We start from the raw sequence: 24,038 nt of genomic DNA, 5'->3' as shown, positions 1-24,038 counted from the left end.
TGAAGGTTGACGGGGAGTTGAAGGTTGAAGGTTATTCTGAGTTGAACGTTGAAAGTTCTAACGAGCAATCGGATAACGAGCAACCGGATAAGCAGCAACCCGATAACGAACAACCTGCTAACCTTCAACCCGATAACGAACAACCTGCTAACCTTCAACCCGATAACGAACAACCTGCTAACGAACAACCTGCTAACGAACAACCTTCTAACCTTCAACCCGATAACGAACAACCTTCAACCGAAACGGATAATCCTGATTTGATTATTTTGACCGGACCGAACGCGAGTGGGAAGAGTTGTTATTTGCGTCAGGTAGGATTGATTCAGTTGATGGCACAGGTGGGAAGTTTTGTGCCAGCATCGGAAGCAAGTTTGGGGATTTGCGATCGCATTTTTACCAGAGTCGGTGCAGTGGATGATTTAGCAACAGGCCAGTCTACGTTTATGGTGGAAATGAACGAGACGGCGAATATTCTCAATCATGCTACCGATAAGTCTTTAGTGTTGTTGGATGAGATTGGTCGAGGGACCGCAACCTTTGATGGTCTTTCCATTGCTTGGGCGGTGGGGGAGTATCTGGCCATGGAAATTAAGGCACGGACGATTTTTGCCACCCATTATCATGAGTTGAATGAGTTAGCCTCGATTTTGCCCAATGTCGCTAATTATCAGGTGACCGTAAAAGAGTTAGCCAATGAAATCATCTTTTTGCATCAGGTACAGCCAGGAGGAGCTAACCGTTCTTATGGGATTGAGGCAGGACGTTTAGCGGGTTTACCAACTTCAGTGATTAATCGGGCGAAGCAGGTGATGAAGCAAATTGAGAAGCACAGTAAAATTGCCCTGGGGTTACGCAAAGGGATTGGCAAACAATTGTCAGCTAGGAACACAACTGGCCAAAAGGTGAGCGACCAAGAGATTACCATCGAACAGTTGGATATTTTTGATGACTAAGCCACCATGGTTGTGATTTGATTAACAGCGACACAATTAACACAGCTTATCAGTCAACGCGGATGGGATGGGACTTAGGAGCCGCTAAGCTAAGGCATTCCTGGCCACTGCCCTTACCCAAAAAATATCCGATTTCATAAATTTCTGAGCCAGCCCTGATTAGTATATAGACCTTAACTAATCAATTTGGGGAGCAGCTCCGTGACTAGATACTACGCCACCTGTAGCTCTTGATAGGTGTCAACCTTGAGAAACTAAAGGGTAGCGATAATATTTTGAGGTACAAAAACTTAGGAATTTGTGGGTTTTTGTTATCTACATAAACTACAATTTATAGCTTTTATTTGCAGCTTGATCACATCGGGTTATACTACGTTGTCATACCCTTAATTTTTGGTGCTATCTTTTCATTGCCTTTATCAAATTATTTTTGGGCGGGCGGAATGTCAGCTATAAGCTTTGTAGTTATTTTTATAATTTCTTGGATGAGCGAGGAAACTTATGAAAGTTAAAGACGTCTATAAAGATGAACAAGGAAATTCGCATATCGACTATGGAGTTGATAATCTGATGGGGCTATCCATTAGGAATGATTTAGGACAGACACTGATCGGAGTTATTATTTCGATTCCCATGAGTTTCTTGTTTTTTATGTTTTTACTTTCTGTTTTCGATGGCTTAATTAAATTAATACCGCAGGTAGATACCAGTATTAAACAGATAGTTTCTCAAGAAAATTACCATCCTATTCACTAATTATTACACAGATCAGCAAGATGGTAAACCACTTTCCTAACTGGTGTTTAGCATTCAGGGCTATTTCATGTTGATTGCGCCCGTGATTTGCCCTGCTAGTATTGCACTGCTAAAGATTTGAACCATTGTCCGAAACTCTGGCATCAACTTCTATCATCAGCATAGATTTGATCCTATGACTCAGGTTCAGCCTCTTATTGGTTCTCACCTTAATACACTCAAGGACTTGTTTAGAATCAATAGCCTTACTCCGCAAACCGATCAATTCCTGATCCGAAGTGCTCGGAAAATTATCCAGATCCAAATTCATATCCAATTGATCCGATTAATTTAATTGCACAATCTAACAAGTCTTTGATGACAACTTAAATACTTTGATTCAAGTAATGTGTTCTTATGTTTAACTTCAAGCTATCCTGGAACAAAATAGTTCCTAAAATTACATCAAATAGCAAATTTTTTTTGCTCGCTGCTTTGAGCATTAGTGTGATTTTGATATTTTTTAGAGCACCCTCACTAGCACAGTTGCCGCCACTAAAACAATTGCCCATTGAAGAGGGTTCGGAAACACAACCTGTACCGGAAACAGGAATTGAAGAGGGTTCGGAAACACAACCTGTACCGGAAACAGGAATTGAAGAGGGTTCGGAAACACAACCTCCACTGCAAATCAGAATTAAAGAGGGTTTGGAAATACAACCTCCACCGGAAATCGGAATTGAAGAGGATTTGGAAACAGAACCTGCACCGGAAATCGGATGGGAGTTCTTAGGTAGCCGAGAACTCAATCAAGTAGAAATTAACGAAACTAAGTATAAAGGTGAGTGCCCAGGTTACAGCTGGTCCTCTCGGGAGGCTCGGTTTACTTCCAGTACTACTCCAGCAGCTCGTAAAAGACGTGTAATTGTTAGAAATATTACCAGAGGAGTGGCTAGTGACCCATATCCTTACACTGACAGAGAGTACTATGAAGGCAGATCTTCAGAAGGGACAGAGATAATTTTTGGAACAAAACATCATAGTAAATATTTTCGTGTTTTAGACGGAGAGAATACATTTGAGTACGAGATTAAAGAACGCGATCGTGTACTTGAGTCTGGAGTTTTCACTGCTGTAATTAAAAGAAATGTTGATGTCAGACAAAGAGATTCCTATCCTATTACGAAATCAGTTTGTATGAACTCAGAAGTTCCTATGTCTTTGTGTGCTGATATCAGGACTCTTACTGAGTACAAATGTGGGAGCGGCGTTATCCGAAGCTTTCTCAAGCCAAAGACCACTGAAGTTGGTACACTTATATCCAATCAGACTCTCTACTCGGTAAAGTATTGGATCAATGATAGGATACAAAACTTGTCATCAGGAAGCGATAGAATCTATACCAATAACTTTTTAAACATAAAGTTTCAATCTTGCTCTGTAGTAACAAAGGATGGAAGCAATGCTAAAGAATGTACTATCAAAACCAGGAGTTTAGAACGAGGTAAAAGATATAAATTTACAGTTTCTGAATTAGACTATGAATCCCTTGACATAGAAGATTTTTCACGATCATAGTTTCTTATAGGGCTGCAATTCTGATAGAATTAAGTACAGCAGTTTGCAATTGCTGTTAGGTACAAAATTATCGGTTTTTAGGGAGCAGGGAGCAGGGAGCAGGCAGCAGGAACCCACCCCTAAGCCCCTCATAAGGGTAGGTTTTTTACAAAGACCTCAGGTGTTGGGTTTAGGGTGTGGGGTGTGGGGTGTGGGGTATAAGAAAGCGATGCAGCAAGGGAACAGGGGGTTTCCCCCATGAGCGACTGCATCAAGACAATGTACTTAATTTGTCGTTAAAAATCATCATTTATTCGTTGTTTTCCTTTTCCTATACTGAGGTTAAGTCCCATGTTTGACCCTAATCTAAAAAACCTACCCCTGTGAGCCCCTAACCCCTCCCAAGAGGGGAAAAGAGGTAAGAGGAAAAACAATCCTGTGTACCTGATAGTTATGCAAACCACCGTAAGCATATGCTGATAACTGATAGCTAATAGCTGATAGCTTATATAATTAAAACACCAAAAATTTACCCCCTAGCCCAACAGTGTGGAATTTTTTACCCCAGAAGTTGGTGGTATAGATACTGAAAAGGAAATAGTTTTGGTGACGAGTGTAGCTTTCGATTACTGGCTTAACTGCATCAGGTGGTAAAGGTTTACCGACAAAACAAGCTGCTTTTACCCCAAGAGGAAGGGATTTCTGCTGGCAGTAAGTATCATGTAAATGCCATGCCGCATGATCAAGATAAGCGTCTTTAGTTGGATTGGTGAGTGCCATAATGCTGGACACTAAAGCCAAGAAAACTGTGCTATTGATGCGCTGATACATAATTTTCTCTTAAACAATCGATTATTAGTAATCAGTAATTAGTGCGTAGGGTGCGTTAGGGGCGGACTTGCCCTTATTGTTCGCCTCGACCGCCAGCCTTGGGATAGTCCGCCCCGTAACGCACCGCCAGTGTTAGGTTGCTGCCCGGAAATTGAAACAGGCAAGATGCCCGTTCCACCAAGATTCCCGAAACAGGCAAGATGCCCATTCCACCCACCGGGTCAAACTCAGCCATAGGATGATTAGTCAAGCAGATTTGATCTAACCTCCACCGATGGGAAGCCCAGTTAAATTCCTTGGTTAAATATTTTTTCGTTACGTTGTGGGTGTATTCCGGACAATCTAAGCTCTTGATTGCTATTGCTGCTAAATCGGCTATTTTTAAAATGATTAACCAGACTTGATCTAATTCTCTTTTCGCCGATATTAAGTTCCCCGTTACCTAGCTAAAATATAAAATTTTACAATTCCAGTCCCTACGGTATTTTCACACTTTATTCACAAGCTATGATTATACTTTTTATCTATTAGCGTTATAGTAATCTGGTTTTTTTTATGAACAAATAAGTGAATTTTGTGGATTTATTTATGCAAACCAGAGAAAAATTACTAACAACTTTATGATTAACAGTTACCCTCTATACCAAGTCGGTGGTAGTCTAGCCAGTGATGCACCTAGCTATGTAGAAAGACAAGCAGATGTCCAACTCTATAACGCCTTAAAAAGGGGTGAGTTTTGTTATGTGATGGCTCCCAGACAAATGGGCAAATCTTCTCTATCGGTGCGAATCAGACATCAGCTAGAACAAGAAGGTATAAGATGCAGTACTATTGATATGACACGCATCGGTAGCGAAACAATTACTCCAACTCAGTGGTACAAAGGAGTGGTTGCTGAGTTAGTACGAGGCTTGAAGTTATTCGGTGACTTTAATTTACAATCCTGGTGGCACCAGGAAGAGTATCTTTCACTGCTTCAGCGATTGAGTAATTTCCTGGAAGATATCCTGCTGGCCAAATTTAATACTGAACAAATTGTTATCTTCATTGATGAAATTGATACTATTATAAACTTACCTTTTCCCGTTGATGATTTTTTTGCCCTGATCCGATTCTGCTATAACCAAAGAGCAATTAATCCTGAGTATAAGCGCATTGTCTTTGCTGTATTCGGGGTAGCTAAGCCAAGGGATTTGATGACTGGCAAAAAGCGGACACCGTTTAATATCGGGAAAGCCATAGAACTAAATGGCTTTGAATTCCATCAAGCATATCCCCTTGCCAAGGGATTAGAGCAAACAGGGGGTAACCCTAAAACAATTCTCAAGGAGATACTGGCTTGGACAGGAGGACAACCTTTTCTGACCCAAAAACTATGTCAGTTGGTAGTAGATTCAGTAAGAGTCGGGTTGACTATTGCTCCTAGTAATGAGGCATCTTGGATAAAGAGAATTGTACACACTGGCATTATTGATAATTGGAAATCCCAGGATGAACCCGAACATTTGCGAAGTATCTCGGCTCGCCTTTTGGGTAATAAATACTATGCTGACAAATTGCTGAGACTTTATCAGCAGATTTTAGCTGGAGATGATGTACCGATGGATAACAGCGAACAGTGTAACGAATTGCTGCTATCGGGTTTGGTGCTTAATAAACAAGGATGGCTAAGGGTTAATAACCCTATATATAAAGCAATTTTTAATCCTGAATGGGTTACCAAACAACTAGAGAATCTGCGTGCGTATCCTCGAAAGTTGCCCTCTTCCAGAGTTAGTATGGCATACTGTTAGTTTAAGGGACTAAAACCCTAGCTATACCTGGATTTTGGGCTTCAGCCCCTTGGTATAACTTAAACTATAGCATTTCTGATAGCTATGATATACACAGATTTTTTTACCTATTTACTCTCGCCTAATATCTGTTTCATAAAACCCCTAAATTTGTATATCATGACTAGGATAATTGCTATAATATATTAAACTATTGCTAGGGAATAAGTTTAGTATGTCGAATAAGAAGAATGAAAACAGTGGATGTGGATGCGCAAATATTCCTATTTCTCTAATCTTACTGGTTTTAGGAGGTGGCTATTGGTGGTTGAACCATCAAGGAGGTTTCGCCATGATTAGCAAATTACCTCAAAATCTCCCCATAGCTATTCCTCAAAATCTACCAATAACTATTCCTGGTTTAAATTCCACGACCGCCGAACCACAACCTTCGGCTCCTACTAAGCCTCCTGTAACCACTGCACCTTCCTTACCAAATTCGTCAATTGTTAAACCTAATAATCAACCAGCTTCACCAACACCAATAACAGCTCAAACACCTCAAACACCAATTGTTAAACCTAATGATAAGCCAGCTTCCTCAACACCAATAACAGCTCAAACACCTCAAACAACTCAAATAACTCAAAGCTCTCAAACTCCTTGGGAGAAAAAAGCAATCAGAGGAATTTATATAAGTCGTTATAACGTAACTAATAATGCTAGTGAAGAGAAGATTAGAAAACAAGTTCGTCATTATCACTCTCAAGGTATTAATACGATTATTCATGGTGTATGGGGTAATGCTTGTCCTATGTACACTAGTGAAGTGATGCAAAAAACGTTCGGTTATAAAAGTTGTCCCAATCTGTTTCGCGACCGCTGGTTAACTTGGCTAATTGATGAAGCACACAAACACGGCATGGAAGTTCATGCTTACTTTGAAAAAGGTATCAAAATAGATAAAAATAGCCCGATTTTTGATTTAGCTATTGAACGCAAATGGGTGGTACCCGGCGTTGACCGCACCTATCCGGGAATCGAGCATTACATTCTTGATGTAGAAATTCCTGAAGTTGCTAATTTTTTTAGAGATATTTTAGTAGAATTTGTCCAAAAATATCCTAAAATTGATGCAGTACAATGGGATGATTATCTGGGTTACCATGCTGAGTTGCCAGGTAAAGTAAATCGCACTAATAAGCTAACCACTTTTTCACAAGAAATGATCGGTGCTATGAAACAAGCTAACCCAAAGGTTAGTTTTGATCTTTGTCATCATAATCCTTATTGGGCTAAAAAATATTTTGCTGCTGACTGGCCAAAATGGAATGTAGATCGAGTTTTTATTCAAGCGTATAATGATAAAAATTTTACCAAAGAAGTAGATTATGCCGAAACCTATGATGGAATTGCTATTTCCGATCAACAATTCCATCGCTTGCCAGAAATAGTAGCTAATAACAAAATTAAGGCTATTTTAGTATTTCCTGATCGGACAAATCCAGAGGACGTAGCGTCTAAGTTAAAACAATTTTATGTTAAATAGACCTAAACTTATAGCAATTCTACGACTTGTGAGGTACAAATTTCTGGTTTTTAGGGAGCAGCGATGCAGCGCGGTCTTGGGGGTTTCCCCCATGAGCGACTGCATCAAGACGGGAGCAGGGAGCAGGGAGCAGGGAGCAGGGAGCAGGGAGCAGGGAAGAGGGAAAAGGGAAAAGGGAAGAGGGAAGAGGGAAAAATAATGTGTACCTCATGAGTCCTAGAAACGCTATATAACTAGACTTACCAAGCTATACAATGCCAAAGTTTTCCCCTTCAATCACTGCTTCTGCTTGTAATGCGATCGCTCTCAATTTCTCTAAGGTCTGTGGTTCAACTGACTGCCACAATCCCCGCTGATTTGCTTCCAGTAACCGTTCTGCCATATCTCGCAAGGCCCATGGATTCTTTTGTTGGACAAACTCTTGGACGTCTGGGTCAAATAAATACCCCTGAGCTACTCCTTGATACATATGGTCTGCGACACAATTAGCGGTAGCATCATAGGCAAACAAATAATCTACCGTTGCTGCCATTTCAAATGCTCCTTTGTAACCATGGCGCATCACTCCCTCAATCCACTTAGGATTCACGACACGAGAACGGTACACTCGGGCAATCTCTTCGTTTAGCTGTCGAACTTTGGGCTTTTCAGGGATAGAATTATCCCCAAAGTAGGTTTGAGGATTTTTGCCAGTTAACCCCCGCACCGCTACAGTTAACCCCCCCTGAAACTGGTAATAATCATCTGAATCGAGTAAATCATGTTCCCGATTATCCTGATTGTGTAATACAATTTGCATTTGTTTGAGACGCTGCTCAAAGGCTTCTGGGGCTCCCTTGGGGGAAGATGAGCTGTAGGCGTAACTACTCCAGTTAATGTAAGCGCGAGCTAAATCCTGCTCATCTTGCCAGTTTTGAGATTCAATCAAACCTTGTAACCCGGCACCATAGGCTCCTGGTTTTGAGCCAAAGATGCGGTAGTGCGATCGCATTTGGGCTTGAGACTGACTCAACCCTACCTGTAACCAATAGTCTGTTTCCTGTTTCACCTGGGCTGCTAGAGGATTGTCTGATGGTGATTCATCCAGGTTTGCCACAGCAACTACTGCATTGTGAAATAGGTCGATTAAATTGGGGAAACTATCTCTAAAGAAGCCAGAGATGCGCAGGGTCACATCCACCCGGGGACGTTGTAATACAGACACTGGCAAGATTTCAAAGTCTACCACCCGCCGTGAGGACCCATCCCAAATCGGTCGCACTCCCAACAACGCCAGAGCCTCGGAAATATCATCTCCCCCGGTACGCATGGTAGATGTGCCCCATACCGAAATCCCTAGGGTTTTGGGATACTCACCATTTTCCTGGGTATAGCGCTCCAATAGCACTTCAGCTGCCTTTCTGCCCACATCCCACGCTGTTTCTGTGGGAATGGCACGGATATCAACAGAGTAAAAATTGCGACCAGTGGGCAGAACATCCGGTCGTCCTCTAGTCGGCGCACCAGATGGCCCACTGGGTACATATCTCCCCTCTAATCCCCGTAACAAATGGGTGAGTTCCTGATTAGTTTGTTGTAGTGCTGGTAAAAGGCGATCGCGTATCCAATCTAATTCTTGTTTTGTTGTTTTAGTAATCGGTAATCGATCATCAGTAATGGCTATTGGGGAATTCGTGATGATTTTTTCTACTAATTTAGAGGCTTCTTCTTCCAATACTTCAACCAAATCACCAACAGTATATTTACCAGTATAGCATTCCTCTGTTCCCGTCTTGATGCAGTCGCTCATGGGGGAAACCCCCAAGACCGCGCTGCATCGCTGTTCCCTGTTCCCTGTTCCCTGTTCTCTCAAATCCCCAACAGTAACTCTTTCACTATAGCATTCCTCTGTTGCCTTTTGCCTTTTGCCTTTTGCCTTTTGCCTTTTAATTATTTTTGATATCGCATCTATCTTGCTTTTTTCTATATCCTTAACCACTGAAAACTCTTCCGTTAGGGGGTCAAAATTCCAACCAAAATCCTGAGCCAAAGCACGAGTTAAGCCGATGCGATTCTTTCCAGGATGACGAGCAATTGCTACTATTAAATCCTGCAATTGACGTCCTTGGGGACATTGACTAAACACATGTAATCCATCTCGAATTTGAGCTTCTTTCAATTCACAAAGATAAGCATCTATTTGATTAGTAATTTCCGATTGTCTAGCTTCGATGTCGTCTACTGCAATCCCCAAATCTTCGTGCAAGTGCTCATCAAGGATAAGTTTAACAATGCGATCGCGAATAATTGGCAACCGAGATAAATCCAAACTCTGCGCTTCATAATACTCATCAACTAATCCCTCCAACTGTTGCAGAGGTCCATAAAGTTCAGCACGAGTCATGGGAGGGGTTAAATGATCAATAATCACCCCTTGAGCGCGACGCTTTGCTTGAGCTCCCTCTCCGGGATCATTGACAATAAATGGATACAAATGAGGCATGGCTGCTAAGGCTACTTCTGGATAACAGCACTCTGACAAGGCCACACTCTTACCCGGTAACCACTCCAAATTCCCATGCTTGCCCACATGAACAATTGCTTGGGCACCAAAACACTTCCGCAACCAATAATAAAATGCCAAATACCCATCAGTTGGTTCCAAATCCGGAGCATGATAATTCAAAGCTGGGTCAAGATCATAACCCCGAGAGGGTTGAATCCCTACAAACACATTTCCCAACTGAATCCCTGAAATGGGAAATCCCGAAATCTCGGTTATCTCTCCCTTGCCATCTTTGTTGTCAAAACCATTAACATCAAACTCTCCCCAACGCTCACGGATTCCCTTTTGAACCCCTATCGGTAACTCTTGAAAATAGTCCCAATACTCCTGCCAACTCAACTGTTGTCGTACCAAACGTAACTGCCATCCTTCCGGATCATTCGTCACCCCAGCGGTCAACCACTCAATCAACTCATCCCCAGTTTCCGGAATCTTCTCAACCCAATACCCAGCATCCCGTAACCCTTTTAAAATCTCTACACAACTGGCCGGGGTATCTAATCCTACGCCATTGGCCAGCCTGCCATCTCGATTGGGGTAATTAGCTAAAATCAGAGCAACCTTTCTCTGATTCGGTAGGGTTTGCCGTAACTGTAGCCAATTCATGGCTAAATCTGCTACAAACTGAATGCGATCGCATACCGGTTCATAAACCACCACATCCGTTTCCAGAGCAGGATTCCACCGTTGCGCCGACTTAAAGGAAATGGCACGACTAATAATTCGCCCATCCACCTCTGGCAACGCCACATTCATAGCAGTATCCCTGGGCATCAATCCCTGAAACCCAGACTGCCATTGTTCCACGGTGCCACTACTTAAAATAACCTGCAACACAGGCACATCCAGCCGTTCCCACAACTCCAACTGATGTACCTCAGCATCCAACTTAGCCACGGAGAAACTAGTGGTATTCAGCAAGACTGCGATCGCGTAGCGTGAGCAAAGCTCAATCGCACTACTAGAGCTATCGGGAGTTTGGAAATAGCGTAACAATTCCCGTTGTACCTCTAGATCCCGTAAAGAAGAGACAAATACTGGCACCGGTTCCAAACCCCGTTCTACCAAAGCCTGACATAACCCATCAATCGGTGCTGTATTTCCTGCTAAATAATGGGCACGGTAGAACAGGATACCTACTTTAAGATTGCCTTTACAGCCGTTTTCAGATGAATTGACCTCACTACCTTTAGCTGCAAGCCCCCTAAATCCCCCAATTCTGGGGGACTTTACCTCAATTTCCCCCCAGCGAGGGATTGCTCGCTGGGGGGCTAGGGGGGCAAAATTTGTTGTAACATTGCCAGTAGCTTCTTCAGTTATCCCCGATTGCCATGGATAAACCCCAACCCGAGGCACAGGTTTTGGTGGTGGTGGATTATTGGTTTGGTCCAGGCATACATCTGCCACAAATTTCAGAGCGTTAGTGAAATTCTCAACACCGCCTTCTGTAAAGTAGCGCCATAATTGATTCACTATCGGAATAGTTTCTGTGGAGTGACTAGTTAACGTCGGATCTGGTCGGTCATCTCCTGGTAAAACCAATAATGTAGCGCCAGTTTGTTCTACTGTTTCTTTCACCACTTCTAAGCCATAAGACCAGTAGGAGCGTCCACCCAATAATCTGATAATGATAATCCTTGCTTTGGCCAAGATATCCTCAGCATAGGTATCAATGGTTAGTTGTTGCTGCAACTGCAACAGATTAGCGACTCGGATAGCTGGGAAATCTGGCGGAAGTTGGGATACCGATGCGGCTAGGGTTTGGATATCGGTGTCAGCAGCAGTCAGGAAAATAATCGGTGCTGGGGTTTGTTCGATGAAGATAACCCCTTCAGCTTCAGGGTTCCATCCTCCTGGAGTAGCGGCGATGCGATGCATAGTTTAGGGTGCGATTCGTTGATCCTAATCCTAAATGAGTCTATTGGACTCAGGCATAGATGGCAAGGCTCAACCCAAACTACCAGGCAACTTGTTCGCACTTGTGCTCAGATTCGGTACCTCCCTGACTTTATCTAAATTGATAACTCCCATTTCCAACATTCTTGTTGGTGATGGATAATAGAATGGACCAGCACAATACATTGCTCTATTTGGATTAGAATCCTCAGAGGCAATATAGAGTTTTCCAGAATGATCCTGTAAAATCTCAGGAGGACATGTGAATGGTACACGCAGTTCTACACCAGCAAACTGTTCATTAAATGCTTTAATCAGATCATCAGAATATCCCGGAGCGAATTCGGCTGATCCTTCTTTCATTAACTGATGATAGTAAAACTGCTCTTGTGTTGAATAAATACTTGTTGCCCATATAGCTTGTCCGATATCATCTACTTCTCTAACACCGTAGCTCTCAATTTTGGGAGCAGGAATTCCTACCTGTACAAATGCATAATTCTCGTTACTTCCAAGCCCACTAAATCCCATCTCAATATAAAACGCCTTTGCATACCGATCCAAATCAAACCCCGTTGTTCCCTGCCATGGCATATCTCGATACACAGGTGCCCAAACAATTGCTTCTCCAGGAGATGGCCATGCAACGCGACAAAGCTCCAAGCCCATCTGCCTCATTTTGGCATCTCCAATTGTCGTATTAGCCATCATCATCCATGCTGGCAAGCAGACTTCCCCTTTTCTTCGCACACCTGCTTTGGCAGGTTGAACAACAGAGATTTTATGAGAGCTTGGCATGTATGCCGCTGCTGCTGCCATGTACTCGGCAGGTCTATATGGACTAACACGACGTCTTTCTTTTGAATTTGTCTGATAATAAGGTCCATAAAAATCTAAGTTGATTTCATCAGTATCAGTATGGCCAATATAGGTTTTATCATTAATTAATCCATGAGCCATAGCCCAAATGAATCCAGCTAAAAGTGTCGTTCCTTTTCCACTCAAGCGAACATTTCTATGCTTTGGTAAAAACCCCTCTTCTCGTAATGCATTGATATTAATCTGTTCCAAAACCTGGCACTGATCGATAACAATATCACAATGATGTGCAGCTGCTGTCAATGTTTTCTGATCGGGACTAACAACGATAACGCGGCCCCTGGGCAGTAAACGCTGATGGTAAGTAGCAACATGAGCAATAGTTTCCCTTTCAACAAAGGCAGGCAGCAACCAAAGTCGATTGTGATCGCCTTGATATAGGAAATCACGCGCTGCTTCTACAATAGATTGAGCATCTGGATCGCCCAAGTCTACATTTTCTGAATTAAAGTAGAAGGCATTATTCAACTGAATATCAAGTTTTTCACGATCATCATGACTTGCATTAAAATTCGTCTCACGCAAACGCTTTCTTTCCTTAACAACAGGGCTAAATTCAGTTAAGGACTCAAGTGTATATCCCAATGGTTTTGTTTTAAGAGCTTCCTTGGCAGCATCTAGACGTTTTACTAGATCTGGGATATCAATAACCTGACCATTTCTTAGATGTTCAGGCAAAAACTTAAATTCCAGATTGCTGTGTTGCAAAAAAATAATTCTCCTTATCTTTTAAGAATTATAGCAATTCTACGACTTGTGAGGTAAAAATGTCTGGGTTTTAGGGAGCAGGGAGCAGGGAGCAGGGAGCAGGGAGCAGAGACCAGAAGATTTCTTAAGCTTTACTTCGACTGCTATATTGTTTTGTTAAGTTTTAGTAATAATAGCTAGCTTTTGATCACAATAAAATTCAATTGATTTAATATTATCAATAAAATTCATAATTTCATTTCGGAATAAATAGTTATTTGATAACACCCCAGAGCCATTCTTAAGATTTTCCAATTGCACCAATAATTCGATAGTTTTAGGCACATCTGGAAGTTTATCTTCGTAACTTGGACTTTGCCAATGTAAGTCCTCAATAATGTAAATACCATTTTGTTTCAAGGAAGGAAATAACAGAGCAAAAGCTTGTTGTTGATGAAAAGAAGCGTGTGATGCGTCATCCAATATCACATCGTAAACAACTAAATTTTGCTTGCCTTCAAGCTGAGCTGTAACCTTCACCAAATTGGTAATATCATTTTGGCAACTTAAATCACCTTTGACAAATTTAAAGTTTCTAACTTCTGATTCTAAATGACTAAAATCATTAATATCAAAACCATAAACATGCCCATTATCAAAATAGTCTGTCCACATGCGAATTGATGGCATGTCAGTGGGGATTCGACTTAACAAGTGATCACCGAACTCGGGACCACCAATACATAAGCCAATTTCTAAGAAGGTGATAGGTTTTGATTTGAGGAGCCAAAACAACGTTTCATATATTAGCGTGTAGCCATGTTTATCGAAATACTCAGTTCCTTTATCCGATTGGTATTTATTGGCAAGCTCAGTTAGGTTGAATGATTTCATTTAGATTTTCAATCGATAGTTTGTCAAGTTCACTGACTAAATATACCTGTTGGCTTTATACGGATTTGCCTGAACACTATTGTATAGGGCGTAGCGCTATATCGTTTTTTCTGATAATTTCACGCTTGAACCAACCTTGAAAACCTTACCAAACAATTCTAAAGTACAGGTCATACCAAAGAATATGCCACCTAACCGCCTTCAAGCTAGCGGTGCGTCACCATCTTTCGGGCAGCCCCATTTTCACCACCCCCCAAAGCATCCCCTGTGGTCAATAGTTAGGCAACACAGACCACCTAAAAACTCAAGCAATCCGATATAACCAGATCAGGCAGAAAAACCAAACCTCAGATTTCCAGAGGAACCCTTGACCCCATCTACCAGATCGAAGATTGCTGCTCACCAGCACTCAGAAACGGCCTGCATCTACATCCTGGATGAACTGGATCAGACCTTGAAAATAAACTTGCTGGTCGTCGTAGAGTGCTAGGTGGCTACCATTTGAGCAGTGGAGGTAACGGCCATTCTGCATCGCGACCGCCATCCATTCCATGTATTCAGGATCCATCGTATCGTATTGGGCACCAATAACCAGACTTGGCACTTCGATTTGCCCTAGGTCACCAGAACGATCCCAATCTATGAGTTTGCCTTTAAGACCCAGCTCGGATGGTCCTTGCATCGGGACATAGATATCCGGATTTAGGTGCTTAAAACTACGGTTCAATGGATCCGGCCAATCTTCCGATGGCATACGCAGGACATGTTGACACTCCCCGCCCTGGAAGGATGAGGATTCTTGCTTCAACGGGGTGACTTGTTTAACCAGGCCGGAGCCAGGAAAAATAGAGGTCTCCTCTCCACAAGCGTATTTGGTCTATGACCTAGGTTTCGGTGTGCCCCACCGTACCTTTTCAACATCTATGTCTTGATGCAGTCGCTCATGGGGGAAACCCCCAAGACCGCGCTGCATCGCTTTAACTAGATACTTTTTTATCTAAATTTTTCATAGACATTTAAGTCGTTAGACCAAATTACGCAATATGTATCTCTTACATATTTTTTACGTTGCCTACTTATGTTTAGACAGTATCTAGCTACTACAGTCTATTGATTATACTTTTAGTGTAGCACACAAGGTGCCAACTTTCAATCCCATTGTCTCTTAGAATTGCCGTCGAACGAAGGACGGGGTGCGATTACCCATTTTTTTGGTAACTGTCGAATGCCTCTAGGTATTCATGGGTCATACCCGGCCCGCCATGGAGGAGCAGTACCTTCATCGTCGGATGATTGCCAATTCGCTTAGTCCAGACCTGGAAGGTTCCCTTCGATGTGTCGATGGGTATCATCTGTCCGCCTCCCGGTCGTCTCCCACTATAATCTTGGCCTTGGCCTTTAGGCCACGCTACGCGAATGGCCACGCTACGCGAACGATTTAGTGGTGAGAGGAAAGGGAGGACAGGGTTTAAATCCCATAAGCATAACCATCTTTTCTGTGAATAAATTGACAATATTTATGACTGATTCCTTGCACCAGCCCTAATTTAGTTGAGATGTTGAAAGATCCTGATTTTCGAGTGGCTACTCGCCCAACGTAAGTGCCGACCTTCTTTCCTTTAGTTACCACTGCGTGAACAATATCTCCTGTTTTAAAACCTTTGTGAAATTTAATTCTGGAGCAATGACGAATAGGGAATCCATACTTATTCGTTCTACAGAGCTGACGAGTACCGTGTCCTTTGGCTGTTATCAGCAACGGTAGGGTTACTTCAATAATCAATGTTTCAACTTTTCCAACATTTGCTGCATCTAACCAATGAGCTTTAGGAAGACTTTGGCGGCACCTATTGAATTTAGTTAATCCACCGCTACCTACTTCAACAGGTAATCCTATTGATTTGAGATCGTAATATAGCTTCCAACGGGTTATATTTACAGAAGCCGCATCAGCCAGTGGACGCTTAGCTTGACGTAGTATGCGTTTCAGGAGGCTAGGCTTTTTCGACAGAAAAAGTTCAATATCTTGATTGGATTTAGCCTGGTTACATGAATGACAAGCAATAGTTAAATTAGAAACCCGATTAGAACCACCTCTAGATTTAGGCTTAATATGCTCAATTTCTAATTGAGTACCTGTTGCCCCACAATAAGCACACTTGCGATTCCATTTTTCAAGTAGATATTCGCGAAGTTCATAACCGTAAAGTGTACCTTGTTGGTACTCAATACCAGATATTTCAGGATTTTGCAGCTTTTGAGTGTCGAACCTAACCAATTCTTGGGATATACCGGTGACAGGACAGAATCGAATCAACTTTTTAACCCAAGTTAAAATATTTTGAACTCTGGACGTCAAACTAGGCGCTAACCAACCTTTCGGTCTAGTTCTATTTGAAAATCTGGGCTTACGGTATCGAGTTTTACGACTTCGCCGAGACCGCCTTAACTGCCTACGAGAAGTTAAATTATCTCGGATTTGGAAACCTCTGTGAGTAAGTTCAGCGCCCCAAATAACTCGCTGCCCTTGGATAATAGCCAAACCAGTTGTTTTAGCACCAGGATCTATTTTTAATTGATGCTCGTGAGTTACTGGATTTTTTATCTCCTCCGTCAAAATTATGGTGAATGGGTAACGACGATAGACCTTTGCTTTTCCTGCCGAAAGTAAAATCCTAGCTCTTGCAGGCTTACATGGATCTAAGGGTTGTCGGTTTTTGTTGAGTACAAAGACACGCATAATTGTGTTTTCTCCTATTGCTAGGGTTAGGTTAGCCGAGTGCTTCGCACACGCTTCGCGAACGTCAAGGTTATTTCTCGGTACTTTCCCAGTCGCACTGGCTTAACTCAATTACACCTGTTTAACGATTGGGTTCTAGAGCTAGGGACTGGCTACGCATCCCTAGGTAGGAACATTAACACTTAGAAATAACATAGTTCTCAGGAACTTAGACTGGTCAACTATAAGCTTCTTACAAGCTCCCGTCATAATCCAAAGGATTTGACGGTGAGTTATTGACCTTCACACCGCCACTTAACAGGTCGTCGCGACCAGTATAGTTCAAGTACTCGGTGGGAAAACTATCTTTGCTCTGCATGTGACCTTCATCGGAATCTGATTAGGAGTTTGCCAGAGAAGCAAACAACCATATTTCACTTTACTCTACTCATGATCACCCAATCGAAAATGCGTTCGCGTAGCGTGACCTACGGTCAATCGCCAAACCACTTTCGGATGAAGATCATTGGTGCTGCAAATTGACCGGCAACATAGCGAGTTTTTGGTTTGCGTGCTTTAACCGCCTTCGAGACAATATCGGTAATCACCTTTGGAGAGGAACCGCTACCGCTGTTGTAGGATTTTTCGGTGGCCTTGGCAACACTGTTGGCCAGTTTAGCATAGGGGCCATTTCCCGACCGCTCCAGCATTGGACCCATAAGTACATTCCCAAATGCGGTTCGGATAATACCAGGTTCAATGATCACAACATCTATATTAAAGGCAGCCAGTTCTAATCTCAGACAGTCTGACCAACCTTCGAGGGCGTGCTTAGAGGCATGATACCAAGCTCCCAGGGGTGTATACATCTTGCCACCCATCGAACTAATATTAATGATCTTGCCCGAGCGAGCTTCTCGCATCTTTGGTAACAACAACTGGGTCAGTCGGGCAAGGCCGAAGATGTTGACCTCGAACTGGTAGCGGGCATCATCAATAGAGGTCTCCTCCACTGTCCCATAGCATCCAAAGCCAGCATTATTGACTAGAACATCGACCTTGCCATAAGTATCTTGAATTTCATTCACGGCAGCCTGGATACTTGCCTCATCGGTGATGTCCATACGCAGCGGGTGAGCACCCAACTCTCTAAGGTCAGCCATTTTCTCGACACTACGTGCCGCCACTACCACGGTCAGACCATCCTTCAGCAGAGATTTGGCCATTTCTTTGCCCATACCCGATGATGCCCCGGTAATCAGTGCGACTTTGGATTTACCATTTGCCATGATCTTCAAATTCCCTGTGTGTAGTGGACTCGTTAATCTTAAACTGAGAAACTAGCAACCTTCACAGATTTTGTGACTGGTAATATCTTGCGATCGCGCTTAATACGGTCAATCTCTTTAAGAGTAAGTGATGTTAACTAACTCGTACCGCAACTAGGAAAGCTAACCATAAGTACATTTTGAATTATCAGTAGATTTTTTCCTTTCCCATAAGCTCGATATCAATACCACAAACATCGCAAACAGTAAAATCTTCAATTTCAGAGTGCATAGAGTTTGATGATTATAATCTTGCCAGATGAGTCTAGCTTAACAATTACTTCCAGCAACTCCGATAAATCATGAAATTATGTAATGCTTGGCTTTAGCAACAGCCTTTGTCACACTTTCACTACCAAATACTGAAATCGCCTGTGCCCCATGGATGAGGCACAGGCGACAGGGGTCAGAAAAAAACCCTAAGTGCGATTAGAAACCGACAGCCATCCAACCTATGGTTTCTTTTGTATGTCCTCCATCTGACAGAGCCTGCCTTGGACCACCACGAACTAATTCGTTCATTTTGAACTTAAAGCCCTTCGTGGTTACATCTGCGATCCTGACACCAGGGGTATCTGCTCCATTAAAGGTTTGAACCATGGGAATCACGATCACATCTGAGCCTTCCGGAAATGGCTCTGCGAAGAACACTTCTTTAAATGTGCTTGTGTCCTTATTTTTTGTTACCAATGGGCCTGGTGAACACAGCTCAATAATGCCTGCTTGAATCGACGCATGAGCTGGGGTAGCAATGAGTACCAGTGCCGCCATCAAGGACATGAAAAAAATCGCAACTCGCTTCATAATTTCCTCCTTAACATGTGAAATGAAAAAAGCGAAAGAAGTCTTTTAGAGTTAACCTTTCTAAAACTATGCTGAGCAGAACTGACACTGCCCATGTAATTTTGGCATATTTTATTTAAAAAAAAACCGCAGAAATTGTTAAGTTATTGTTGCGTAATTACTGTACAGTTTACCAATTTATGAATAATCATTAAGCTACTCTAAGATCTCAGTGCCCTGTGAAAATCTGTCCCTACTCCCGAGGTCCGAGCAATCAAGAAAGTATGTATAGCACTACGCATTAAGGTGTTTGACATTGATACAACCAGCAAAAGCTGTTGTAGTAAACTGTTGCCAATAGCCATGCATGCCTTTTGCCATTGCCCGTAGCGCTATAATGATTGCTTCATCAACAGCCTTTGTCACACGTTCACTACCAAATACTGACATCGCCTGTGCCCCATGGATAGAGCACAGGCAACAGGGGTCAGAAAAAAACCCTAAGAGCGATTAGAAACTGACAGCCATCCAACCTATGGTTTCGGTTGTATGTTTTCCATCTGACAGAGCCTGCCTTGGACCACCCCGAACTAATTCGTTCATTTTGAACTTAAAGCCCTTGGTGGTTACATCTGCGATCCTGACACCAGGGGTATCTGCCCCATTAAAGGTTTGAACCATTGGAATCACGATCACATTTGAGCCTTCCCGAAATGGCTCTGCGAACAACACTTCTTTAAATGTGCTTGTGTCTTTATTTGCTGTTACCACTCGGCCTGGGGAAGACAGTTTAATAATGCCTGCTTGAATCGACGCATGAGCTGGGGTAGCAATGAGTACCAGTGCCGCCATCAAGGACATCAAAAATATCGCAACTCGCTTCATAATTTCCTCCTTAAAATGTGAAAAGCGAAAGAAGTCTTTTAGAGTTAACCTTGCTAAGAGTATCGTGAGCAGAACTGACACTGCCCATGTAATTTTGGCATGTTTTATGAAAAAAAAAACGCAGAAATTGTTAATTTATTGTTGCGTTATTACTGATTACTTTACCAATTTATGAATAATCATTAAGCTACTCTAAGCTCTCAGTGGCCTGTGAAAATCTGTCCCTACTCGCGAGGTCTAATGGTTGAATGAGCCACCAGCAGTATCCGTGACGCTCCTAAACTTCGCGATTGGTTAAGTGTAGGCTTCTAGCACCGAGGCAGGCTACTAGAACTTCCAACTGCAACTGATGACGCTTGGGCAAACTAGGTCCTTTTATTCCCAGCATTGCTTAATCATGGAATGATTTGAAGAGTTTTGTGGAATGGGCATCAGGCGTGGAACCGGCATCTTGCCGGTTATCAATATTCCCAGGCAGGATGCCCACCCCACTCATATTCATTCCGACCCTCAGCAATGCCAAGATGATTGCCTCGTTGAGCGAATTCTTCTTTGGTATAGCGGGGCTGCCTAAGCACTATTCGTTCCAGATAGATGTTTGACCAATAGTAAACACAACTTCACTTGCTCAAGTCTTCTTCGCTTAGATTAGCATCCCTCATGAGCTTACTTAAAATTCCAGTCGGTAAATCTCGGTTACCATGAACAGGGATAGAGAGAATAGCTTGAACACCCTTCTTGCTATAAATGTGATGACTACTATTGATTCGTTTGAGAACCCATCCTCGCTTCTCAACAATTTTGCAGAGAGTCTTGCCAGATATAGACTTCATAGGGATAGCTCAACTAACTGCTTATCAGGCTCAAACTCTTCTCTTTCGCTCGCCACCTCAATCCAACCCTGGACAGCTTCTTCAAGCATTTCTATAAGGTGTTCGTAGCTTTCGCCCCATGTATGACATCCAGGTAGTGCTGGAACTGAGCCACACCACACCCCATCCTCTTGCCAAATAACTGCTTTAATCTTCATTGCTGATACTGTGATCCACTAGAACTGTCTACACTTTGAGTATAGAGTCATCTTTCGGAATCTTGGGTTGGAGCGGTTAACGCCAGTCAACTATCCTAAGGTTTGTCAGCAGTGAAAGTTGAAATAAGGCTGATACACCTCAACGAAAAGCTATAGCGATTTGCAACCTGCGCTAATTAAAATACCAAAAAATAGTCAGTTGCAGCAAATCTCAACATGTCAGACGATACAGATACCAAGTCAGACTCAGGGCAAACCCCCCTCGCAGCTTGGCGTGCCCAAGAACTACAACGACTCCGCAATAGTTTAAGACGGGGACAACAACCAATGGCCGACTGGCAAGGGGGAACCTTAGCGGTTTCTGCTGTTCCTGGTGCTGGGAAATCTACTGGCATGGCAAAAGCTGCAGCAATTGCGATCGCAAATTACCAACTCCATAGCAGATATCAATTGCTGGTAGTCACCTTCACTCGCTCTGCCGCTGCCAGTATTCGAGCTAAAATCCGCGATGACCTAAAAACCCTTAAAGTTCCACAAAATAGCTTTGTAGTCTATACCTTACATGGTTTAGCCCTCTACATTGCTAACCGTCATCCAGAATTATCGGGATTGAATCTAGACAGTAGTACTCTAGTAACTCCAAATCAAAGTCATCGCTTAATCCGTGCTTGTGTAGAACAGTGGATTGCTAATTATCCACGCCGGTATCTGACCTTGCTCGAAGGTCGAAGCTTTGATGGAGAAGAAACAGAACGGTTGCGCAGACAATCCGTATTGCGAACGGAAGTGTTACCTAACCTGGCGTACACCGTTATCCATGAAGCCAAAAGTTCTGGGTTATTACCAGCAGATTTGTGGCACCTGAGTGAACAGACAACGGATGAATATGGGATATTAGCGATCGCAGCAGGACTGTATCAACAGTATCAAACCATAGTGCGATCGCGTGAATTCATCGACTACGACGACATGATTCTAGCCGCCCTGAGAGTGCTAGAAAACGATGCCATCCGTCAGCTCTGGCAAAATCAATTTTTTGCCGTCTTTGAAGACGAAGCCCAGGATTCCACACCGTTACAATACCGACTCTTGCAAACCCTAGCCACATTGCCAGCTACTTCCGAACCAAACCTTGAACCTTCAACCAAACAACCTTGGCCTATTGGCCACGCTACGCGAACAACCAAACAACCTTTAACAAATCTGATCCGAGTTGGAGACCCCAATCAAGCCATTAACTCTACCTTTACCCCAGCTGACCCGATTTACTTCAATTGGTTTTGCCAAGAATGTCAGGCAATAGGACATTTAGCCACAATGGATCAAGCGGGTCGCAGTAGCCAGATTATCATCGATGCTGCCAACTTTATCGTGAATTGGGTCAATAGCACTTATGGCAGCAAAAACTCTACCGAAACAGTACCACAGCCAGACTCTATCCCCCAAACCCAAGCATCTCCTGAGCTACCCTTTCGTCCTCAAACCATTCGTCGAGTAGATGCCAATGACCCTCAACCGGATGCCAACCCAAATCCAGAAGGGAGAGGCTTAGAACTTTACACTCCTAAGGACATTTACCACACAGTCGAGCTGATTGGAAAGCGAGTAGTAGAGCTATTTGCCAAAAACCAAAACCATAACGCTGCTGTGTTAGTACGGGAGAATCGACAAGGGACGTTTGTGGTGGAACAACTGGAGTATCTCAAACGCCAGCATGGGATTGAAGTGTATGATGTCCAAAAACGCGATCGCGAATCCCACGTTCCCAGTCAAATCCTAACACTGCTGCAATTTCTCGACCGTCCCCATTCTCCGGATTACCTAAAAGCTGCCCTAGATGTCTTGGTAAAACGTCAGTTAATTCCCACCCAAGACCTCAATGCTCTATCGACTTATCCCGAACAATTCCTCTATCCTGGTCCATTGGATCCACCCCATACAAAACCAGTTATCAAAGCTCGCCGCTACTGCTGTGATTTACTACGTGCTCGTCTAGAACTCCCCAATTATCACCTCATTTCCTTTCTGGCTCAGACCTTAAACTATGACCAATCCGAGCTCGCCACAGCAGATAAATTAGCCGAACGGATAGCAAAACAGACCTTTGGCAACAGTTCTATCAGTGACACTCTAACAGTACTTCAGGAAATCGTTAGCTCAGAACGTTTTGAACCTGTAGACCCAGATAATACAGACTCCCCTTATCTGCGTTCCCATCAACTGACTGTAATCACCATGCACAAAGCCAAAGGATTAGACTGGGACTATGTTTTCTTGCCCTTTCTCCATCAAGACACCCTTCCAGGTAATCCGTGGGTACCTACTGCTGCTCAGTTTTTGGGAGAATTTACCCTAGCAGAAGTAGCCAGAGCTCAAATTCGTGCCCACCTTCACGGCAAACCCTTACCCATGGCACCTGAAGCTTGGGAACAAGCCGCACAGCTTAAGACTGCTGAAGAATTCCGCTTACTGTACGTAGCCATGACCCGAGCTAAACGGTTGCTGTGGATGGCCGCCGCCGATTTGGGACCATTTCGGTGGAATACCTTTAGTGGTAAAGGAGATAACTTGCAGCAGAAGAAACCCTGTCCAGTATTGCCAGCATTGAAAGCTCAGTTTCCAAATTCTTTAATGATTAATGATTAATGGTTAATGGTTAATTGATTCCTGACAATTTTAAACTTTAAGTTTACCGATTAACAAAAATACAGGGACTATTTGGGAAGTAATTAACAGGATTTATCTCAGCTTTTAAGCCTCTAATTTAGATAGTTAATCTGCAAGCTATCAGAGGTTTATTATACCCATAAATATGGTTTGGTATTTTTTCTATAATCAAAAAAAAATAGTCGATTTAAAAGCGCGAAAAATTACCAAAACTCATAAAAAAAGCACTCCGAAAATTTTCGGATTATTTTTTAATAAAAATGCCATAAATACCCAAAAATAAAATTGCCATTCACCAAAAAAAATGATTCATTTATAAATGAAG

Annotated in this window: 22 protein-coding genes and 1 pseudogene; 6 read left to right on the top strand and 17 right to left on the bottom strand. The window is 42.8% G+C overall.

The genetic code is table 11. From position 1 onward, the window contains the following. Positions 1-31 precede the first annotated feature (31 nt). A pseudogene (locus BJP34_RS50565) lies at positions 32-91 on the bottom strand (hypothetical protein); the annotation flags it as partial. 169 nt (positions 92-260) lie between these two features. Here BJP34_RS50565 and BJP34_RS50560 point away from each other — a divergent pair. From BJP34_RS50560 to BJP34_RS27795, 3 genes are all read left to right on the top strand, one after another. Next, positions 261-956, top strand: a complete 696-nt coding sequence (locus BJP34_RS50560) for a MutS-related protein (RefSeq protein WP_418904174.1) — start codon at positions 261-263, stop codon at positions 954-956. A 501-nt stretch (positions 957-1,457) separates the two neighbouring features. Then, positions 1,458-1,712, top strand: a complete 255-nt coding sequence (locus BJP34_RS27805; RefSeq protein WP_070395141.1) for a hypothetical protein — start codon at positions 1,458-1,460, stop codon at positions 1,710-1,712. 543 nt (positions 1,713-2,255) lie between these two features. Continuing rightward, on the top strand, positions 2,256-3,269 hold the full coding sequence (locus BJP34_RS27795) for a hypothetical protein (protein WP_229424058.1): 1,014 nt from the start codon (positions 2,256-2,258) through the stop codon (positions 3,267-3,269). 128 nt (positions 3,270-3,397) lie between these two features. Here the strand turns inward: BJP34_RS27795 and BJP34_RS49585 are convergent, their stop codons facing one another. From BJP34_RS49585 to BJP34_RS44680, 3 genes are all read right to left on the bottom strand, one after another. Next, complete coding sequence (locus BJP34_RS49585; protein WP_267876400.1) at positions 3,398-3,520, bottom strand: hypothetical protein; 123 nt, start codon at positions 3,518-3,520, stop codon at positions 3,398-3,400. A gap of 241 nt (positions 3,521-3,761) precedes the next feature. Next, the gene (locus BJP34_RS27785) at positions 3,762-4,079 is read right to left on the bottom strand and encodes a DUF4359 domain-containing protein (RefSeq protein ID WP_070395137.1); all 318 of its coding nucleotides are present in this window, start codon (positions 4,077-4,079) and stop codon (positions 3,762-3,764) included. 73 nt (positions 4,080-4,152) lie between these two features. Beyond that, entirely contained in the window at positions 4,153-4,329 is a 177-nt protein-coding gene (locus BJP34_RS44680; protein ID WP_158517514.1) for a hypothetical protein, read from the bottom strand. A 370-nt stretch (positions 4,330-4,699) separates the two neighbouring features. Between BJP34_RS44680 and BJP34_RS27780 the strand changes: the two genes are divergently transcribed. Continuing rightward, positions 4,700-5,872, top strand: a complete 1,173-nt coding sequence (locus BJP34_RS27780; protein ID WP_070395136.1) for an AAA-like domain-containing protein — start codon at positions 4,700-4,702, stop codon at positions 5,870-5,872. A gap of 214 nt (positions 5,873-6,086) precedes the next feature. Further along, positions 6,087-7,400 (top strand): family 10 glycosylhydrolase, encoded by a 1,314-nt coding sequence (locus BJP34_RS27775; RefSeq protein ID WP_070395135.1) that lies wholly within the window; start codon positions 6,087-6,089, stop codon positions 7,398-7,400. 19 nt (positions 7,401-7,419) lie between these two features. On the opposite strand, the gene BJP34_RS41135 is transcribed toward BJP34_RS27775, so the two are convergent. The 13 genes from BJP34_RS41135 to BJP34_RS27710 form a co-directional block, all read right to left on the bottom strand. Next, the gene (locus tag BJP34_RS41135; protein ID WP_149031224.1) at positions 7,420-7,611 is read right to left on the bottom strand and encodes a hypothetical protein; all 192 of its coding nucleotides are present in this window, start codon (positions 7,609-7,611) and stop codon (positions 7,420-7,422) included. Positions 7,612-7,647: 36 nt separating this feature from the next. After that, the gene (cobN, locus tag BJP34_RS37685; RefSeq protein ID WP_083305377.1) at positions 7,648-11,823 is read right to left on the bottom strand and encodes a cobaltochelatase subunit CobN; all 4,176 of its coding nucleotides are present in this window, start codon (positions 11,821-11,823) and stop codon (positions 7,648-7,650) included. A gap of 69 nt (positions 11,824-11,892) precedes the next feature. Then, positions 11,893-13,428 (bottom strand): hypothetical protein, encoded by a 1,536-nt coding sequence (locus tag BJP34_RS27755; protein ID WP_070395133.1) that lies wholly within the window; start codon positions 13,426-13,428, stop codon positions 11,893-11,895. Between the two features lie 156 nt (positions 13,429-13,584). After that, positions 13,585-14,301, bottom strand: a complete 717-nt coding sequence (locus BJP34_RS27750) for a hypothetical protein (RefSeq protein ID WP_070395132.1) — start codon at positions 14,299-14,301, stop codon at positions 13,585-13,587. A gap of 409 nt (positions 14,302-14,710) precedes the next feature. Continuing rightward, positions 14,711-15,055, bottom strand: a complete 345-nt coding sequence (locus BJP34_RS27745; RefSeq protein ID WP_193431286.1) for a hypothetical protein — start codon at positions 15,053-15,055, stop codon at positions 14,711-14,713. A gap of 445 nt (positions 15,056-15,500) precedes the next feature. After that, entirely contained in the window at positions 15,501-15,725 is a 225-nt protein-coding gene (locus BJP34_RS41130; RefSeq protein WP_070395131.1) for a hypothetical protein, read from the bottom strand. A gap of 44 nt (positions 15,726-15,769) precedes the next feature. Next, positions 15,770-17,041, bottom strand: a complete 1,272-nt coding sequence (gene iscB / locus BJP34_RS27735; protein WP_070395130.1) for an RNA-guided endonuclease IscB — start codon at positions 17,039-17,041, stop codon at positions 15,770-15,772. A gap of 473 nt (positions 17,042-17,514) precedes the next feature. Next, positions 17,515-18,309 (bottom strand): oxidoreductase, encoded by a 795-nt coding sequence (locus tag BJP34_RS27730; RefSeq protein WP_070395129.1) that lies wholly within the window; start codon positions 18,307-18,309, stop codon positions 17,515-17,517. Between the two features lie 468 nt (positions 18,310-18,777). Further along, entirely contained in the window at positions 18,778-19,152 is a 375-nt protein-coding gene (locus BJP34_RS27725; protein ID WP_149031223.1) for a hypothetical protein, read from the bottom strand. A 273-nt stretch (positions 19,153-19,425) separates the two neighbouring features. Beyond that, positions 19,426-19,581: a hypothetical protein gene (locus BJP34_RS44675; protein ID WP_158517513.1), complete on the bottom strand. Its 156-nt coding sequence runs from the start codon at positions 19,579-19,581 to the stop codon at positions 19,426-19,428. Between the two features lie 60 nt (positions 19,582-19,641). Continuing rightward, positions 19,642-20,016: a hypothetical protein gene (locus BJP34_RS27720; protein WP_149031222.1), complete on the bottom strand. Its 375-nt coding sequence runs from the start codon at positions 20,014-20,016 to the stop codon at positions 19,642-19,644. A gap of 620 nt (positions 20,017-20,636) precedes the next feature. Next, the gene (locus tag BJP34_RS27715; protein WP_070395128.1) at positions 20,637-20,849 is read right to left on the bottom strand and encodes a type II toxin-antitoxin system HicA family toxin; all 213 of its coding nucleotides are present in this window, start codon (positions 20,847-20,849) and stop codon (positions 20,637-20,639) included. Next, positions 20,846-21,046 (bottom strand): type II toxin-antitoxin system HicB family antitoxin, encoded by a 201-nt coding sequence (locus BJP34_RS27710; protein ID WP_070395127.1) that lies wholly within the window; start codon positions 21,044-21,046, stop codon positions 20,846-20,848. Before BJP34_RS27710 ends, BJP34_RS27715 begins: the two co-directional genes overlap by 4 nt. Before the next feature lie 216 nt (positions 21,047-21,262). Here BJP34_RS27710 and BJP34_RS27705 point away from each other — a divergent pair, with 216 nt between their 5' ends. Continuing rightward, positions 21,263-23,692: an ATP-dependent helicase gene (locus tag BJP34_RS27705; RefSeq protein ID WP_070395126.1), complete on the top strand. Its 2,430-nt coding sequence runs from the start codon at positions 21,263-21,265 to the stop codon at positions 23,690-23,692. Positions 23,693-24,038 lie beyond the last annotated feature (346 nt).

It is taken from the genome of Moorena producens PAL-8-15-08-1 (assembly GCF_001767235.1).
Lineage (GTDB): Bacteria > Cyanobacteriota > Cyanobacteriia > Cyanobacteriales > Coleofasciculaceae > Moorena > Moorena producens_A.
This window is presented reverse-complemented; position numbering and strand designations above follow the sequence as displayed.

Bases quoted from the DNA above. Each gene is read 5' to 3' on its own strand.
- BJP34_RS27805 (WP_070395141.1), top strand. From the start codon at position 1,458: ATGAAAGTTAAAGACGTCTATAAAGATGAACAAGGAAATTCGCATATC.
- BJP34_RS49585 (WP_267876400.1), bottom strand. From the start codon at position 3,520: ATGCAGTCGCTCATGGGGGAAACCCCCTGTTCCCTTGCTGCATCGCTT.
- BJP34_RS27785 (WP_070395137.1), bottom strand. From the start codon at position 4,079: ATGTATCAGCGCATCAATAGCACAGTTTTCTTGGCTTTAGTGTCCAGC.
- BJP34_RS27780 (WP_070395136.1), top strand. From the start codon at position 4,700: ATGATTAACAGTTACCCTCTATACCAAGTCGGTGGTAGTCTAGCCAGT.
- BJP34_RS27775 (WP_070395135.1), top strand. From the start codon at position 6,087: ATGTCGAATAAGAAGAATGAAAACAGTGGATGTGGATGCGCAAATATT.
- BJP34_RS41135 (WP_149031224.1), bottom strand. From the start codon at position 7,611: ATGAGGTACACATTATTTTTCCCTCTTCCCTCTTCCCTTTTCCCTTTT.
- cobN (WP_083305377.1), bottom strand. From the start codon at position 11,823: ATGCATCGCATCGCCGCTACTCCAGGAGGATGGAACCCTGAAGCTGAA.
- BJP34_RS27750 (WP_070395132.1), bottom strand. From the start codon at position 14,301: ATGAAATCATTCAACCTAACTGAGCTTGCCAATAAATACCAATCGGAT.
- BJP34_RS27745 (WP_193431286.1), bottom strand. From the start codon at position 15,055: ATGCCATCGGAAGATTGGCCGGATCCATTGAACCGTAGTTTTAAGCAC.
- iscB (WP_070395130.1), bottom strand. From the start codon at position 17,041: ATGCGTGTCTTTGTACTCAACAAAAACCGACAACCCTTAGATCCATGT.
- BJP34_RS27730 (WP_070395129.1), bottom strand. From the start codon at position 18,309: ATGGCAAATGGTAAATCCAAAGTCGCACTGATTACCGGGGCATCATCG.
- BJP34_RS27725 (WP_149031223.1), bottom strand. From the start codon at position 19,152: ATGAAGCGAGTTGCGATTTTTTTCATGTCCTTGATGGCGGCACTGGTA.
- BJP34_RS44675 (WP_158517513.1), bottom strand. From the start codon at position 19,581: ATGTCAGTATTTGGTAGTGAACGTGTGACAAAGGCTGTTGATGAAGCA.
- BJP34_RS27720 (WP_149031222.1), bottom strand. From the start codon at position 20,016: ATGAAGCGAGTTGCGATATTTTTGATGTCCTTGATGGCGGCACTGGTA.
- BJP34_RS27715 (WP_070395128.1), bottom strand. From the start codon at position 20,849: ATGAAGTCTATATCTGGCAAGACTCTCTGCAAAATTGTTGAGAAGCGA.
- BJP34_RS27710 (WP_070395127.1), bottom strand. From the start codon at position 21,046: ATGAAGATTAAAGCAGTTATTTGGCAAGAGGATGGGGTGTGGTGTGGC.
- BJP34_RS27705 (WP_070395126.1), top strand. From the start codon at position 21,263: ATGTCAGACGATACAGATACCAAGTCAGACTCAGGGCAAACCCCCCTC.